This is a genomic window from Rhizobium sp. P1_B8, assembly GCF_056406515.1.
Genome location: NZ_JBFTZZ010000006.1, coordinates 307,937 through 322,462, shown reverse-complemented (window position 1 = coordinate 322,462; position 14,526 = coordinate 307,937). Strand labels below are relative to the sequence as shown.

Annotated in this window: 14 protein-coding genes; 7 read left to right on the top strand and 7 right to left on the bottom strand. The window is 61.8% G+C overall.

Features of this window, described 5'->3' with window-relative positions:
* The first annotated feature begins 93 nt into the window (after nucleotides 1–93).
* On the top strand, nucleotides 94–1,038 hold the full coding sequence (locus AC1D2N_RS11195) for a nucleoside hydrolase (RefSeq protein ID WP_130651589.1): 945 nt from the start codon (nucleotides 94–96) through the stop codon (nucleotides 1,036–1,038).
* Nucleotides 1,039–1,079: 41 nt separating this feature from the next.
* Here the strand turns inward: AC1D2N_RS11195 and grpE are convergent, their stop codons facing one another.
* Nucleotides 1,080–1,712, bottom strand: coding sequence for a nucleotide exchange factor GrpE (gene grpE / locus AC1D2N_RS11190; RefSeq protein ID WP_018244488.1), 633 nt, complete (start codon nucleotides 1,710–1,712; stop codon nucleotides 1,080–1,082).
* A 111-nt stretch (nucleotides 1,713–1,823) separates the two neighbouring features.
* Nucleotides 1,824–2,912 carry a heat-inducible transcriptional repressor HrcA gene (gene hrcA / locus AC1D2N_RS11185; protein WP_018244487.1) on the bottom strand — a complete coding sequence of 363 codons (1,089 nt, stop codon included), beginning with the start codon at nucleotides 2,910–2,912 and terminating at the stop codon, nucleotides 1,824–1,826.
* 128 nt (nucleotides 2,913–3,040) lie between these two features.
* Between hrcA and rph the strand changes: the two genes are divergently transcribed.
* The 4 genes from rph to hemW are packed head-to-tail and all read left to right on the top strand — an operon-like array spanning nucleotide 3,041 to nucleotide 6,039.
* Entirely contained in the window at nucleotides 3,041–3,760 is a 720-nt protein-coding gene (rph, locus tag AC1D2N_RS11180) for a ribonuclease PH (protein ID WP_011650181.1), read from the top strand.
* On the top strand, nucleotides 3,757–4,182 hold the full coding sequence (locus AC1D2N_RS11175) for a VOC family protein (protein ID WP_130651588.1): 426 nt from the start codon (nucleotides 3,757–3,759) through the stop codon (nucleotides 4,180–4,182). The genes rph and AC1D2N_RS11175 overlap by 4 nt, the downstream gene beginning before the upstream one ends.
* The gene (gene rdgB / locus AC1D2N_RS11170; protein WP_018447798.1) at nucleotides 4,183–4,827 is read left to right on the top strand and encodes an RdgB/HAM1 family non-canonical purine NTP pyrophosphatase; all 645 of its coding nucleotides are present in this window, start codon (nucleotides 4,183–4,185) and stop codon (nucleotides 4,825–4,827) included.
* A 9-nt stretch (nucleotides 4,828–4,836) separates the two neighbouring features.
* A complete protein-coding gene (gene hemW, locus AC1D2N_RS11165) occupies nucleotides 4,837–6,039 on the top strand; it encodes a radical SAM family heme chaperone HemW (protein ID WP_018244484.1) in 1,203 nt (400 codons plus the stop codon).
* Nucleotides 6,040–6,106: 67 nt separating this feature from the next.
* Here the strand turns inward: hemW and AC1D2N_RS11160 are convergent, their stop codons facing one another.
* The 5 genes from AC1D2N_RS11160 to mutM form a co-directional block, all read right to left on the bottom strand.
* Nucleotides 6,107–7,189, bottom strand: a complete 1,083-nt coding sequence (locus AC1D2N_RS11160; RefSeq protein ID WP_065276911.1) for a saccharopine dehydrogenase family protein — start codon at nucleotides 7,187–7,189, stop codon at nucleotides 6,107–6,109.
* 137 nt (nucleotides 7,190–7,326) lie between these two features.
* A complete protein-coding gene (gene dnaA / locus AC1D2N_RS11155) occupies nucleotides 7,327–8,877 on the bottom strand; it encodes a chromosomal replication initiator protein DnaA (RefSeq protein WP_028731687.1) in 1,551 nt (516 codons plus the stop codon).
* 855 nt (nucleotides 8,878–9,732) lie between these two features.
* Complete coding sequence (rpsT, locus tag AC1D2N_RS11150; RefSeq protein WP_003556028.1) at nucleotides 9,733–10,011, bottom strand: 30S ribosomal protein S20; 279 nt, start codon at nucleotides 10,009–10,011, stop codon at nucleotides 9,733–9,735.
* 192 nt (nucleotides 10,012–10,203) lie between these two features.
* Nucleotides 10,204–10,977: an enoyl-CoA hydratase gene (locus tag AC1D2N_RS11145; RefSeq protein WP_017966711.1), complete on the bottom strand. Its 774-nt coding sequence runs from the start codon at nucleotides 10,975–10,977 to the stop codon at nucleotides 10,204–10,206.
* A 23-nt stretch (nucleotides 10,978–11,000) separates the two neighbouring features.
* Nucleotides 11,001–11,906, bottom strand: a complete 906-nt coding sequence (mutM, locus tag AC1D2N_RS11140) for a bifunctional DNA-formamidopyrimidine glycosylase/DNA-(apurinic or apyrimidinic site) lyase (RefSeq protein WP_018447800.1) — start codon at nucleotides 11,904–11,906, stop codon at nucleotides 11,001–11,003.
* Between the two features lie 149 nt (nucleotides 11,907–12,055).
* On the opposite strand from mutM, the gene ubiE reads away from it, so the two are divergent.
* Nucleotides 12,056–12,832 (top strand): bifunctional demethylmenaquinone methyltransferase/2-methoxy-6-polyprenyl-1,4-benzoquinol methylase UbiE, encoded by a 777-nt coding sequence (gene ubiE / locus AC1D2N_RS11135; RefSeq protein ID WP_130653495.1) that lies wholly within the window; start codon nucleotides 12,056–12,058, stop codon nucleotides 12,830–12,832.
* Between the two features lie 62 nt (nucleotides 12,833–12,894).
* Complete coding sequence (gene ubiB, locus AC1D2N_RS11130) at nucleotides 12,895–14,469, top strand: 2-polyprenylphenol 6-hydroxylase (protein WP_130653494.1); 1,575 nt, start codon at nucleotides 12,895–12,897, stop codon at nucleotides 14,467–14,469.
* The last annotated feature ends 57 nt before the right edge of the window (nucleotides 14,470–14,526 follow it).

The following is a 14,526-nucleotide window of genomic DNA, read 5'->3' as shown; positions in this document are numbered from 1 at the left end:
AAACGTGCCCGCGCGGAATGTGCTGATTTGTGACGGGAAGTGAAGAAATCGGTGCATGCCGATAACACGCAGTGCGAGGATGGAACGATCGGAATGGCAAGCGCAAGAAAGATCATCATCGACACGGATCCCGGCCAGGACGACGCGGCCGCCATCATGCTTGCCTTCGGCAGTCCCGATGAGCTGGAGGTTTTGGGGATCACCACGGTCGCCGGCAACGTGCCGCTTTCGTTCACCAGCCGCAATGCGCGCATCGTCTGCGAGCTCTGCGGCCGGACGGAGACCAAGGTTTTTGCCGGCGCCGATGCGCCGATCGCCCGCAAGCTGGTAACGGCCGAACATGTGCACGGCAAGACCGGCCTCGACGGTCCGGAACTCAGCGAGCCGACGATGGCGTTGCAGCCCGGCCATGCCGTCGACTTCATCATCGAGACGCTGCGCCGCGAGCCGGAGGGCACGGTAACGCTGTGCACGCTCGGGCCGCTCACCAATATCGGCATGGCCTTCCAGAAGGCGCCCGACATCGTCCCCCGCATCCGCGAGTTGGTGATGATGGGCGGCGGCTTCTTCGAGGGCGGCAACATCACGCCGGCGGCCGAATTCAACATCTATGTCGACCCCGAGGCCGCCGACATCGTCTTCCGCTCAGGCGTTCCGATCGTGATGATGCCGCTTGACGTGACGCATCAATTGCTGACCCGCAAGGACCGGGTGAAACGCATGGCCGAGATCGGCACGGCGCCGGCAAAGGCCATGGTCGAGATGCTGGAATTCTTTGAGCGCTTCGACATCGAGAAATACGGTTCCGACGGCGGGCCGCTACACGACCCGACCGTTGTCGCCTACCTGCTGAAGCCGGAGCTTTTCCAGGGCCGGGACTGCAATGTCGAGATCGAGGTCCAGTCCGAACTCACCATCGGCATGACGGTCGTCGACTGGTGGCATGTGACCGAGCGCAAGCGCAATGCCAGGGTCATGCGCCATGTCGATGCGGACGGCTTCTTCGATCTGCTGATCGAACGCTTCGCCCGCATCTGATCCTTTGGTTTTCCTTCTGCACGAGGCAGAAGGAAGGGATATCAGGCGTCCTTCTCGTCGAAGACAGAGTTGGTTTCGGCTTCGGCCGGCTTCGGGCCGCCCTTGGCGACGCCGACCATGGCCGGGCGCAGCACGCGCTCGCCGATGGTGAAGCCTGCCTGCACGACCTGGACGACCGTGTTGTTCGGCACGTCCGGGTTCGGCACCTCGAACATCGCCTGATGGAAATTCGGATCGAACTTCTGGCCAACCGGCTCCAGCTTGCGAACGCCATGGCGCTCGAGAGCCGACAGCATGGCGCGCTCGGTCATCTCGACACCCTCGATCAGCGTGCTCAGGCCGGCATCGGCCGCAGCCTTGGTCTCCGGAGAGATGGCATCAAGCGCGCGGCGCAGATTGTCGGAGACGGCGAGCATGTCGCGCGCGAAACCCGCGACGGAATAGGACTTGGCATCCTTCACCTCGCGCTCGGTGCGGCGGCGCAGATTGTCCATCTCGGCAGCAAGGCGCAGATAGCGGTCGCGTAGTTCGCCGTTTTCGGCTTTCAGAAGCTCGATCGGGTCCGGCTGGGCGGGCTCTTGCTGCGCAGTTTCGTTCTCGACGTAGGCGGCAGCGTCGGCTGCGGCATCGGCCGCAGTTGCGTCAGGTCCGTTTTTCGTCGTGTCATCGGTCATGACGGTCTCCGGTTGGTGTCTTCAGATGCGCCCGATATCGAGGTTTGACCGAAAAAAATCAAGTCTGCGTGACAAAGAAGCGAAAATTCCGCACACTTGATAGCTGCTTCGTCAAAGCTGATTGCGCGAAAGGCGGGAGACGAGTTGGGCTGTATAGTCCACCATTGGCACGATGCGGGAATAATTGAGCCGCGTCGGGCCAATGACGCCGACGGCGCCGACGATGCGATCATCATCATCACGATAGGGCGCGACGATCAGCGACGAGCCGGACAGCGAGAAGAGCTTGTTTTCCGAACCGATGAAGATGCGCACCCCCGAACCGCTTTCGGCGAGATTGAGAATCTCGATCAGGCTGTCCTTCTTCTCGAGATCGTCGAACAGCAGGCGCAGCCGGTCGAGATCCTCGGCGCCGGCCAGGCCCTCGAGCAGGTTGGCGCGGCCGCGGATGATCAGCTGAGCGGGCTTTCCCTCGTCCGGGCTACCAGACCAGACAGCGATGCCGCGCTCGACGAGATCGCGCGACAGGGCATCGAGCTCATGACGGACGTCGTCCTTCAGCCGGCTTAGTTGTTTGCGAAGCTCCGGCAGGGTCTGGCCGGACATGTGGGCATTGAGAAAATTCGCCGCCTCCGTCAGCTGCGAGGAGGTGACACCCGCCGGCAGCTCGATGATGCGGTTTTCCACCTGATCGTGATCGCCGACGAGCACGGCCAGCGCCTTTGTCGGTTCGAGCCGGATGAACTCGACATGTTTCAGCACCGGATCGCTTTTCGAGGTGATGACAAGGCCGGCGCCGCGCGAAATCCCCGATAGCATGCGGCTTGCCTCGTTCATCATCGATTCCACGGGGTTGCCGCCGCTTTCGGCCCGCACCTGCCGGTCGATGTTGGCGCGCTCCTCGGCGGAGAGGTCGCCGACCTGCATGAAGGCATCGACGAAGAAGCGCAGGCCGATCTGGGTCGGCAGCCGGCCGGCGCTGACATGCGGCGAATAGATCAGGCCGAGCTCTTCGAGATCGCTCATGACGTTGCGCACCGAGGCCGGCGACAGCGACATCGGCAGCAGCCGGGACAGGTTGCGCGAACCGAGCGGCTCGCCGCTTTCCAGATAACCTTCGACGATGCGACGAAAAATTTCCCTGGAGCGCTCGTCCAGCGCAGCTACGGCATCCGAAACCGACGTCGACCTGATGCCCATGAAGCTTTCGAACCCGCGCTGATGATACTTCCCGAAAAGTAAGTCAAACTCGCACCCGTGGCAAAAGGGAATTTGCAAATGAGCGCCGCCAATCGTAGAAGCGGTCAAATAAACTCCAGGAGATAAGAATGCGGCCTTCAGGCAGAAAAATCGACCAGATGCGCAAGGTCTCGTTCGAGCGCAATTTTTCCAAGCACGCGGAAGGCTCCTGCCTGGTGAAGTTCGGCGATACGCATGTGCTCTGCACGGCGAGCCTCGAAGAAAAGACGCCGCCATGGCTGCGCAATACCGGCAAGGGCTGGGTCACGGCCGAATACGGCATGCTGCCGCGGGCGACCGGCGAACGCATGAAGCGCGAGGCCGCCGCTGGCAAGCAGGGCGGCCGCACCCAGGAAATCCAACGGCTGATCGGCCGGTCGTTGCGTGCCGTCGTCGACCTGCAGGCGCTCGGCGAACGGCAGATCACGCTCGATTGCGACGTCATCCAAGCCGATGGCGGCACGCGGACCGCTTCGATCACCGGCGGCTGGATCGCGCTTTACGACTGCCTGAAATGGATGGAAAGCCGTAACATGATCAAGGTCGACCGGGTCCTGAAGGATCATGTCGCCGCCATCTCCTGCGGCATCTTCGCCAGCCAGCCGGTGATCGATCTCGATTACCTCGAGGACTCCTCGGCCGAGACCGATGCGAACTTCGTCATGACGGGAACCGGCGGGATCGTCGAGATCCAGGGCACGGCCGAAGGCACGCCGTTCAGCGAAGGCGAATTCACCTCGCTGATGCAGCTTGCCAGAAATGGTATCGGCGAACTCGTGGCGTTGCAGAAGCAAGCCGTCGAAGGATGAACCCCATGCTGGAAGGCATGTTGGAAACGGCGCTCTATGCGCGGGATCTCGACCAGGCCGAGACGTTCTACGAAGACGTTCTCGGACTTGAAAAGATCGCCCGCGCCGCCAACCGGCATGTCTTCTTCCGCTGCGGGCCAGGGGTTCTCTTGATCTTCAATCCCGAGCAAACGGTGAAGCCGCCGGCGCCTGAAGCACTGCAGGTGCCGCCGCATGGCACGACCGGACAGGGCCATGCCTGTTTCCGGGTGTCCGGCCGCAATATCGATGCCATGGCCGAACGGCTGACGGCGGCGGGTGTCGCGATCGAATCCGAGGTGTGCTGGCCGAACGGCGGCCGCTCGATCTATTTCCGCGATCCGGCCGGCAACAGCCTGGAATGCGCGGAGGCTAAAATCTGGGGCATCGAACAGGATATCTGAATGCGCAAGCTTGAAACGAAGACCATCGTCGTCGCCAGCCACAATGCCGGCAAGATCCGCGAGATCCAGGAATTGATCGGGCCGCTCGGCTTCACCGCCAAATCGGCCGCCGAGCTGAACTTCGTCGAACCGGATGAGACCGGCACGAGCTTCGAGGAGAATGCGACGATCAAGGCGGTCGCCTCGGCCAATGCCGCCGGCATGCCGGCGCTTTCGGACGATTCCGGGCTGGTGGTCGACGCACTCGGCGGCGATCCTGGTGTCTACACCGCCAATTGGGCGGAGAAGGCCGACGGCACGCGCGATTTCGACATGGCGATGGCCAAGGTGGAAAAGGCGCTGCAGGATGCGGGCGCGACAAAGTCCGAACAGCGCACGGCGCGTTTCATCAGCGTGCTCTGCCTCGCCTGGCCGGATGGGCACACGGAGCTGTTCCGCGGCGAGGTGGAAGGCAGCGTCGTCTGGCCGCCGCGCGGCACCCAGGGCTTCGGCTACGATCCGGTGTTCCAGCCTGAGGGCTACGGCATCACCTTCGGCGAAATGAGCGGCGAGGAAAAACACGGCTGGAATGTCGGCAAGCCGCAAGCGCTGTCGCACCGGGCCCGCGCCTTCAAACTCTTTGTCGAAACCTGCCTGGAGGCATAAGGTCGGTCCGTGGTCAATCTCGACACGCCAAGCATCTCGCGCGACGCGGCCCTGCTGCCCGATACCGGCGAGCCGGGCTTCGGCGTCTATGTGCATTGGCCCTTCTGCGCGGCGAAGTGTCCCTATTGCGACTTCAACAGCCATGTGCGCCACCAGCCGGTGGATCAGGAGCGCTTTACATCAGCCTTCCTGACGGAGATGGCGACGGTCCGATCCATGAGCGGGCCGAAGACGGTGACGAGCATCTTCCTCGGCGGCGGCACCCCCTCGCTGATGAAGCCGGAAACGGTTTCGGCCATTCTCGACGGCATTGCACGGCACTGGCATGTGCCTGCCGGTATCGAGATCACCATGGAGGCCAACCCTTCGAGCGTCGAGGCCGAACGCTTCCGCGGCTATCGGGCGGCCGGCGTCAATCGCGTCTCGCTGGGCGTGCAGGCACTGAATGACCGGGATCTGAAATTCCTCGGCCGGCTGCATGATGTCGCCGACGCGCTGAAGGCGATACGGCTGGCCCGCGACATTTTTCCGCGCATGTCCTTCGACCTCATCTATGCCCGGCCCGACCAGACGGTCGAGGAATGGGAAAAGGAGCTGAAGGAGGCGATCTCCTACGCGGTCGACCACCTTTCGCTCTATCAGCTGACCATCGAGGAAGGCACGCCCTTCTACGGCCTGCACAAGGCCGGCAAGCTGATCGTACCGGACGGCGAGCAATCGGCGCTGCTCTACGAGGCGACGCAGGAGATCACCGCGCGCGAGGGCATGCCGGCCTATGAGGTTTCCAATCATGCCCGGCCGGGGGCTGAAAGCCGGCATAACCTGACCTACTGGCGCTACGGCGATTATGCCGGCATCGGTCCAGGCGCCCATGGCCGGTTGACGCGTGGCCCGGAGAAGCTCGCGACGGCGACCGAGCGCAAGCCGGAAACCTGGCTCGACATGGTCGAGCGTGACGGGCACGGCATTCTCGACGAGGAGCGGCTCGGCTTTGAGGAACAGTCCGACGAGCTGCTGCTGATGGGGCTGCGGCTCAGGGAAGGCGTCGATCTTGCCCGCTGGCAGCAGCTTTCGGGCCGCGACCTCGACCCGAAACGCGAGGAATTCCTGCTCGAACACAAATTCATCGAGCGGATCGGCAATTCACGCCTGCGCTGCACGCCGTCTGGCATGCTGATCCTCGATTCCGTCGTCGCCGATCTCGCCTGCTGACGTCAATACGACGAGCGGAATTGCAGCGCGGCGGCATCGATGTTGTCGCCGCGCCGAAAAGTGTGTCTCAGCGGTGGCTGGTCGCACCCGCCTTGAAGAGGCTGCCAGTTGGCGTTTTCAGGAACATCTCCAGCGGAATATGCTCCTGGTGCAGGAAGCCGGTTGCCGGCAGCAGGCCGTCGCGGACCATCTCGATGACGGCGACGACGGAGGCTGACGTCGTCCAGGCGATCGCCGTGCGGCGTGCGCCGGCAATCTCGATCGGGTAATAGGCGCGCACGAACTCCTTGCGGCGCAGGCTGCCATTCTCGGTGCCTTCGGCGGCGACATGGACATAGACGACATCGTCTTCAACAGGCGGCTTGGCATTGGTCAGGATCTCGCCGGCGAGCTTGCGCTTGTCGCGCATCAATAGCTCATGGAAGAAGAAGTTCATCAGCTCCATATGGCCGGGATAACGCATGGTCTTGTAATCGAGATTGTCGATCTTGCCGAGCATCGTATCGCACATGGTGCCAAGGCCACCCGACGTCGTGAAGGCTTCGAGCTTGACGCCGCCGACATAGACGGTCTCGTGCCATTCCATAGGCGAGACGAGCTTGCGCACACCGCCCTCGATGACCTCGCAGTCGTTCAGATATTCGTTGACGACGCCTTCGGGCGACCAGTTGAAGGCGTAGCCGAGCAGTCCGGTCGGATGCTGCGGCAGGGCGCCGACGCGCATGCGGATCGAACGGCAGCGATCGAAGCCGTCGGCCAGGCTTGCGCCGACGATGCCGACGAAACCCGGCGCCAGGCCGCATTGCGGCGCCATCAGGCCGCGGGCGGTCTTCGACAGCTCGATGATGAAATTGGTTGTGGGAACGTCTTCGGTCAGATCGAAATAATGGATGCCGGCAAGATGGGCGGCGCGCGCCAGCTCGATGTTCAAATGATAGGGCAGGCAGGAGAGCACAGCCTCGACATTCGAGAGCAGTTCGCCGATCACTTGGGGATCGGAGATATCGCCGGTGCGGCACTTGAAAGGGACGTCGCTCAGCGGCAATTGCGCGTCGACGCCGATGACCTCGAAGCCGCCTTCATGCAAAAGCGTCGCCGCCAGCCGTCCGACCTTACCCAGGCCGAGAACGGCGATCTTTTCAAAACTCATACATTCCTCCCACGCGCCGTTTTGGCGCTTCAGTCTTTGACATGCACGTAATGCGCGGGAGGTATAGAATAAAAAACTTATAAAGGAAAACGGCCGGAATCGCTTCCAGCCGTTGAATCCTTAAGAAAACCCGTCGATTATTCGTTGATCAAGCGCTTCAGAAGCTCGACTTCGTGCGAAAGTTTGGTGTCTCCCGAAATTAGTTCCTCGATCTTGCGCACGGCATGCAGCACGGTCGTGTGATCGCGCCCGCCGAAACGGCGGCCGATCTCCGGGAAGGAGCGCGGCGTCAGCGTCTTCGACAGATACATGGCGATCTGGCGCGGCTTGACGATGACGCGAGTGCGGCGGTTCGAGACCAGTTCCTGACGCGAGACGTTGTAGTGTCTTGCGACGATGCGCTGGATATCCTCGATGCGCACACGGCGAGGCTCGCCGGAGCCGACCAGATGGGCGAGCAGTTCGTCCACGCGTTCGATCGACAGGTTCGGCTCAAAGGAGCGGCGGAAGACCAGCTGGTTGAAGGCGCCTTCTAGTTCACGGCCGCTGGCCGTGACGTTGCGAGCGACGTGCTGGAGTAGCTCGGCGGGAATTTCGAGCGACGGATCTTCGAGCCGGGCTACAGCAAGGCGACGCTTGAGGATTTCGAGACGCATCTCATAATCCGGCGCGTCGAGTTCGATCGCGACACCGCCCTGCAGGCGCGAGCGAACGCGGGGATCGAGCGACTCCAGCTCCCAAGGCGCACGGTCGGCGGCAACGACGACCTGCTTGGCGCTGTCGAGCAGCATGTTCAGGAGATGGCAGAATTCATGCTGGATCATCTTGCCCTGCAGGAACTGCATGTCGTCGATAATCAGGAGATCGATGTTGCGCAGCGAATCCTTCAGCGTCAGCGCATCATTGTCGCGGATCGCGGTGGCGAAGCGCCACATGAAATATTCGGCCGTCAGATAGACGACGCGCAGCGCCCGCGGGTTCTGCACCGCGGCATTGGCGACCGCCTGCAGCAGGTGGGTCTTGCCGAGGCCGACGGTCGAATGGATGAAGAGCGGGTTGAAGCGCACGGCGCCCTGACCGGCTTCCGCGATCGTCTTTGCAGCCGCAAGCGCGACCCGGTTCGAGCTGCCTTCGACGAAGGTGTCGAAGGTAAAGCGGCTATCGAGCGGCGAACCGAAGAGCGGCGAGCCAAAGCTTGCAGGCCTTGCGGCGGCAACAGCCGACACCGCCTGCTGGACGGCCTGACCGGCCGGCTGGGCGCTTGTCGGGCGGCGCATCTGCGTGGGGGCGGCTGGCTCCGGTACCGCCGCTTCGTCGAGTGGCTTCATGCCATGGCGCGTCGCCGTACGCACCAGGACTTCGATTTTCAGAATTTCCGGATCTTCGGCCTGGAACAGACCGGTGATGAGATCGAGATAACGATTGTTGATCCACGACTTCAGGAAGGTCGTGGGGACCGAAAGGCGAACGACGCTCTTCGATACCGAATGCAGCTTCAGCCGGGCGAACCAGCTGGCGTAGACATCCTGACCGACCTGAGCCTTCAAGCGCGCACTGACGCGCTCAAACAATACGTTCTGCTTCATATCCGCCTTTACTTCCGCCGCTTCCAGGCGAATTGAGCCGAACGCCTGCGGTGCCGCATCCCCATTGTCGAGCCCGCTCGTCGTCATCGTATTCATCTGCATAATGCCGCCTTTCAATTCCACCGGGCGGCATCCGCTAAAACGGCCGCCCGATCATTCCCCGCTTTGGCGGGCTGACGGATCCTCATGAGCCGCTCGCCTGCCGGTTCACTCAAACACTGCCCCCGAAGGAACCGGCGCAGAACTCCGTTGCAGGTGCCACGTTCATGCGGCAACCTTCATCGGCTTTCCGTGCCAGGCTGACGGTCGAACCTCGTTTTCGGCCGACCAGCCCGAACGCAATATTACTTTACCTTCTCCGATGGCCTCGCCTTAAACGTGTGGCCACTGAAGGCACAAAACATCCCCGCTCCGTAACAGCCACGTTACGGCTCAAATCCGTCGAGTGCTTGAAAAAACGGAAGCGCAATGCTCCGTAACAAACGGCACAAACTTATCGCCCTGCCGACGTGGCAGTTAAGACCGAGCCTCTGCAGGTGATGTCCGCGCCCTTTGTTGAAAGCCATTTAGGCAGGATCAAAAGGCAATATCAACGATGAATTTTACGCAAAATTAAGAAGCGGGCATTGACTCCGCCTGCCCTTTTCGGGCGTCACACCAGCGTCAAAAAAGAATCGCAGTTGAATCAAAGAGATTCCCCGTTCGGGCTATTTTGACACGCATTGAAAGAAAAAAAAATAAAATCCTCTTGACTCGCCTGTGGTCCCGAAAGCGTGGGGCAGAGTCGCGCGGCGTCAAAGCATCCTTGCGCAAGCCATTGTTTTTAAACAATTTTTCCTGTCATGGCGCTGACACGAAACAGTCGTCAGATTAACCATGCAGGGGCTGATCGGTGGAATCGAAAAAGCCCGGTAAAATTACCGGGCTAATCATAAAGAAGAAGACCTTAATGGAAGATTACGCGGTCGTGGTGACCGAAAGAGCCTTCACACGAGCGGCCAGACGCGAGACCTTGCGCGATGCCGTGTTGGCATGCAGCACGCCCTTGCTGGCGGCGCGGGCAAGCTCGGGCTGAGCAGCCAGGAAAGCTTCCTTCGCCTTGGCGGCGTCACCGGATGCGATGGCCTCTTCGACCTGGCGAACGAAAGTACGAACGCGCGAGCGACGAGCCTTATTGACGTCGGTACGGCGGGCGATCTTGCGGGTCGCTTTTTTCGCCGAAGTTGTATTGGCCATGGATGCCTCTCTCAAGAATTCGAACAAACTCCGCCATTACCGCGGGCCTTGCGGCCACAAAATCCAGCAATGCGGGAGCAATCGCGGAAAACCAAACCGGCTTTCCGAACCGTGGGCGGGCATATAACTCTAAAGCCGGCCCACGTCAACGCGGATTTTCAAGCTTTACCACTGGCAAGCGCCTAAAAGCATTCAACGGTGCGTAAAAGCCGGTTTGCGCTTCTCGACGAAGGCCGCCATGCCTTCTTTCTGGTCGTCCGTGGCAAAGAGACTGTGAAACAGGCGGCGCTCGAAACGCAAGCCCTCCTCCAGCGTCGTCTCGAATGCGCGGTTGACCGCCTCCTTGGCCATCATCACCGAGGGACGCGAAAGCGAAGCAATCTTTTCGGCCGCGGCAAAAGCCTCGTCGAGCAGACGTTCGGGTGCCACCACACGCGAAACGAGTCCCGAGCGTTCCGCCTCGGCCGCATCCATCATGCGGCCGGTCAGGATGAGATCCATCGCCTTCGCCTTGCCGACGGCGCGCGTCAGCCGCTGCGAGCCGCCCATGCCGGGAATGACGCCCAGTGTGATTTCAGGCTGGCCGAACTTCGCTGTCTCCGAGGCGATGATGAAATCGCACATCATGGCGAGCTCGCAGCCGCCGCCGAGCGCAAAACCGCTGACGGCAGCGATCACCGGCTTGCGTGCCTTGGCGACCTCATCCCAGCCGCTGATGAAATCACTCTTATAGATATCGGCGAACTCAAGCGGCTGCATCTCCTTGATATCGGCGCCGGCGGCAAAGGCACGCTCGGAACCGGTCAACACGATCGCTCCAACCGTCTCGTCGGCGTGGAAGGCGGCATAGGCCTCTTTCAGTTCCTTCAGGACGGTGGAGTTCAGCGCGTTCAGCGCCTGCGGGCGGTTCAGCGTGACGAGGCCGACATTGCCTCGGGTTTCGACGATCAGGGTCTCATAGGCCATGCTGTTCTCCCGGTTTCTCACTCTTACTTCTGGCAGGTGGCGCAATAGAAGGTGGAGCGACCCGCCTGGACGATGCGGGCGACCGTACCGCCGCAGCCGGGCGTGCGGCAAGCCTGACTTTCGCGATCATAAACTGAGAAGGAATGCTGGAAATAGCCGAGCGATCCGTCGGTCTGGATATGGTCACGCAGCGACGATCCGCCGGCGGCGATCGCGTCGGCGATGACGTCGCGGATCGAGGCGACGAGCAGGTCGAGCTGCGCCTTCGGCCGGCCCCCTGCCGTCACCAGCGTGCCGGCGGCGCGGATCGGCGAAAGATGCGCGCGCCACAGCGCCTCGCAGACATATATATTGCCGAGACCGGCAATGTTCTTCTGGTCAAGCAGCGCGCTTTTCAGCGGCTGCGCCTTGTCGCGGAAGCGTTCGGCCAGATAGGCGGCGCCAAGCTCGTTTCCTGTCGGCTCCGGGCCGAGATCGCGGAAGAAGGGATGGGCGGCGAGATCGGCACGCCCCACCATATCCATGAAGCCGAAACGGCGCGGATCGTTGTAGACGACCCGGCGCGGGCCGCTTGCGCCCTCCAGATGGAAGACGACGTGATCGTGTTTCTCGTCCTTCGAGCGGGCATGGTGGAATTCGCCCGGCGCGGCGGAGGCAGCAGCCTCCTCGATGCGGCCCTCCTCGATCCGGAAGGAACCGGACATGCCGAGATGGGAGATCAGCGTGTTGCCGTCGTCGAGATCGACCAGCAGATATTTGGCGCGGCGGCCAAGGCCGACGATGGTGCGGCCCGAAACCCTGTCCGCGAAAGCGTCGGGAAAGGGGAAGCGCAGATCGCCGCGCCGCAGCTCCAGCTTGGTGATGCGGGTGCCCTCCATCGCCGGCGTCAGGCCGCGTTTCACCGTTTCGACTTCTGGCAATTCCGGCATCTTAACCCATCTATATCTAACGTGTTTCAACCGACGACGATGTGCGCTATAGCGCCAGTGTGCCGTGGAGAACGCGGCCCATAGATAACGTCGCGCGCGGTCTTTCGCTATGGCCGCCGCGCCCGAATCTTCAGGAACGGAGCAGTCTGATGTCAGAAAGCCGCACTTCCGCCGATGGCGGCATGGAGACCTCCTACGGCTTCCGCGAGGTGCCTAATGGCGAGAAGCAGAGCATGGTCAACCAGGTGTTCCACAAGGTTGCCAAGCGCTACGACATCATGAATGACGTCATGTCGATGGGCATGCACCGCGCCTGGAAGGATGCGATGATCTCGGCGCTGAACCCGCGCAAGGAGCCGGGCTACAAGGTGCTCGACGTCGCCGGCGGCACGGGTGATATCGCCTTCCGCATCGTCGAGGCCTCGGGCAGACAGGCGCATGCCACGGTGCTCGACATCAACGGCTCGATGCTCGGTGTCGGGGCCGAGCGGGCGGAAAAGAAGAAGCTTTCCGGCAATCTCACCTTCGTCGAGGCGAATGCCGAGGAACTGCCGTTCGAGGCAGGCAGCTTCAATGCCTATACGATCGCCTTCGGCATCCGCAACGTGCCGAGGATCGACGTAGCGCTGTCGGAGGCCTATCGCGTGTTGAAGCGCGGCGGGCGGCTGCTGGTGCTGGAATTTTCCGAAGTCGATATGCCGCTTCTCGACAAGATCTACGACGCCTGGTCGTTCAATGCCATTCCGCAATTCGGCAAGGCGATTACCGGCGATGCCGAACCCTACCAATATCTGGTGGAATCGATCCGAAAATTCCCGAACCAGGAGAATTTCGCGGCAATGATCCGCCAGGCCGGCTTTTCGCGCGTCACCTACACCAATTATACCGGCGGCATCGCCGCACTCCATTCCGGCTGGAAGCTCTGACGCATGACGCCGAAAAATGTAGAGCGGTTTTCGAATAGCGTCGCGCGAGAATCAAACAGAAGATGAGTACTTTCGGCGCATATTTCCGCCTTTGGCGCGTCGGCTGGGTGCTCGTGCGTGAGGGTGTCGTGTCAGCCCTTCCTTCCGAAGGGCTGCCGCCGCCGGTCGCGCTCGCCAAGTCCGTCGTCACGATTTTCGAGCGAAGCAAGGCGCGGCATCAGAAGCGCAGCGACCGGTTGGCCCAGGCCGTCGAGCGGCTTGGTCCCTCCTATGTGAAGATCGGGCAGTTCTTGGCGACGCGGCCGGATGTCGTCGGCGTCGAATTCGCCAACGACCTGTCGCAGCTTCAGGACCGGATGGCCTTCTTTCCCTCGGCAGCGGCCAAGGCCAATATCGAAGGCTCGCTCGGACGGCCGATCGGCGAGCTCTACGCGAGCTTTGGCGATCCGATCGCCGCCGCCTCGATCGCGCAGGTGCATCCGGCCGAGGTCGATAGTGCCGAGGGCCGGAAGAAGGTTGCCGTCAAGATCGTGCGGCCCGGCGTGCGCCAGCGCTTTGCCCATGACATCGAGGCGATGTATCTCGTTGCCCATATGCAGGAGCGTTTCCTGGCGTCCAGCCGGCGGCTGCGGCCGGTCGAAGTGACGAAGACGCTGGAGCAGACGACGAAGGTGGAGATGGATCTTCGCCTGGAGGCGGCCGCCCTTTCCGAGATCGCCGAGAACACCGAAAAGGATCCCGGCTTCCGCGTGCCGAAGGTCGACTGGGAGCGCACCGGGCGCGACGTCATCACCATGGAGTGGATCGACGGCACAAGGATGTCCGACGTCGAGGGCCTGCGCGCGGCGGGCCACGATCTCAACCTGCTTGCCGATACGCTGATCCAGTCGTTCCTGCGCCACACGCTGCGCGACGGCTTCTTCCATGCCGACATGCATCCAGGCAATCTCTTCGTCGATGCTGACGGCATGATCGTCGCCGTCGACATGGGCATCGTCGGGCGGCTGGGCAAGAAGGAACGGCGGTTCCTCGCCGAAATCCTCTATGGCTTCATCACCCGCGACTATATCCGCGTCGCCGAGGTGCATTTCGAGGCCGGCTATGTGCCCGGACATCACAATGTCGAGAGCTTCGCCCAGGCGATCCGGGCGATCGGCGAGCCGATTCATGGACAGCCGGCCGAGACGATCTCGATGGGCAAGCTGCTGACGCTGCTGTTCGAAGTCACCGAACTCTTCGACATGGCGACGCGGCCGGAGCTGGTGATGCTGCAGAAGACCATGGTCGTGGTCGAAGGCGTATCGCGCATGCTCAATCCGCGCTTCAACATGTGGAAGGCCTCCGAGCCTGTCGTCGGCGACTGGATCCGCACCAATCTCGGGCCGAAGCGGATCGCCACCGATCTCAAGGACGGGCTGAAGGCGGCGGTAAAGCTCGCCGAAGCCGTGCCCGAAATCGCAGCGAAGACCGAAAAATTCCACCACCAGCTTCTGCATATGAGCGAGCACGGGTTGCGCTTCGATGCTGAGACGGCGGAGGCGATCGGCAAGGCCGAAGCGCGGCACAACCGCTCGGCCAGGATCGCGCTTTGGATCATCGCATTGACGCTTGTCTATATTGCCTGGATGCTGAGCTGACCGCCTGCCAAAAACATGCTGTGTTCGGCATTTGGGATATCCCATGTGACGGAGGGC

Coding starts and splice junctions, on each gene's coding strand:
- AC1D2N_RS11195 (WP_130651589.1), top strand. CDS start 94: ATGGCAAGCGCAAGAAAGATCATCATCGACACGGATCCCGGCCAGGAC.
- grpE (WP_018244488.1), bottom strand. CDS start 1,712: ATGACCGATGACACGACGAAAAACGGACCTGACGCAACTGCGGCCGAT.
- hrcA (WP_018244487.1), bottom strand. CDS start 2,912: ATGGGCATCAGGTCGACGTCGGTTTCGGATGCCGTAGCTGCGCTGGAC.
- rph (WP_011650181.1), top strand. CDS start 3,041: ATGCGGCCTTCAGGCAGAAAAATCGACCAGATGCGCAAGGTCTCGTTC.
- AC1D2N_RS11175 (WP_130651588.1), top strand. CDS start 3,757: ATGAACCCCATGCTGGAAGGCATGTTGGAAACGGCGCTCTATGCGCGG.
- rdgB (WP_018447798.1), top strand. CDS start 4,183: ATGCGCAAGCTTGAAACGAAGACCATCGTCGTCGCCAGCCACAATGCC.
- AC1D2N_RS11160 (WP_065276911.1), bottom strand. CDS start 7,189: ATGAGTTTTGAAAAGATCGCCGTTCTCGGCCTGGGTAAGGTCGGACGG.
- dnaA (WP_028731687.1), bottom strand. CDS start 8,877: ATGCAGATGAATACGATGACGACGAGCGGGCTCGACAATGGGGATGCG.
- rpsT (WP_003556028.1), bottom strand. CDS start 10,011: ATGGCCAATACAACTTCGGCGAAAAAAGCGACCCGCAAGATCGCCCGC.
- AC1D2N_RS11145 (WP_017966711.1), bottom strand. CDS start 10,977: ATGGCCTATGAGACCCTGATCGTCGAAACCCGAGGCAATGTCGGCCTC.
- mutM (WP_018447800.1), bottom strand. CDS start 11,906: ATGCCGGAATTGCCAGAAGTCGAAACGGTGAAACGCGGCCTGACGCCG.
- ubiE (WP_130653495.1), top strand. CDS start 12,056: ATGTCAGAAAGCCGCACTTCCGCCGATGGCGGCATGGAGACCTCCTAC.
- ubiB (WP_130653494.1), top strand. CDS start 12,895: ATGAGTACTTTCGGCGCATATTTCCGCCTTTGGCGCGTCGGCTGGGTG.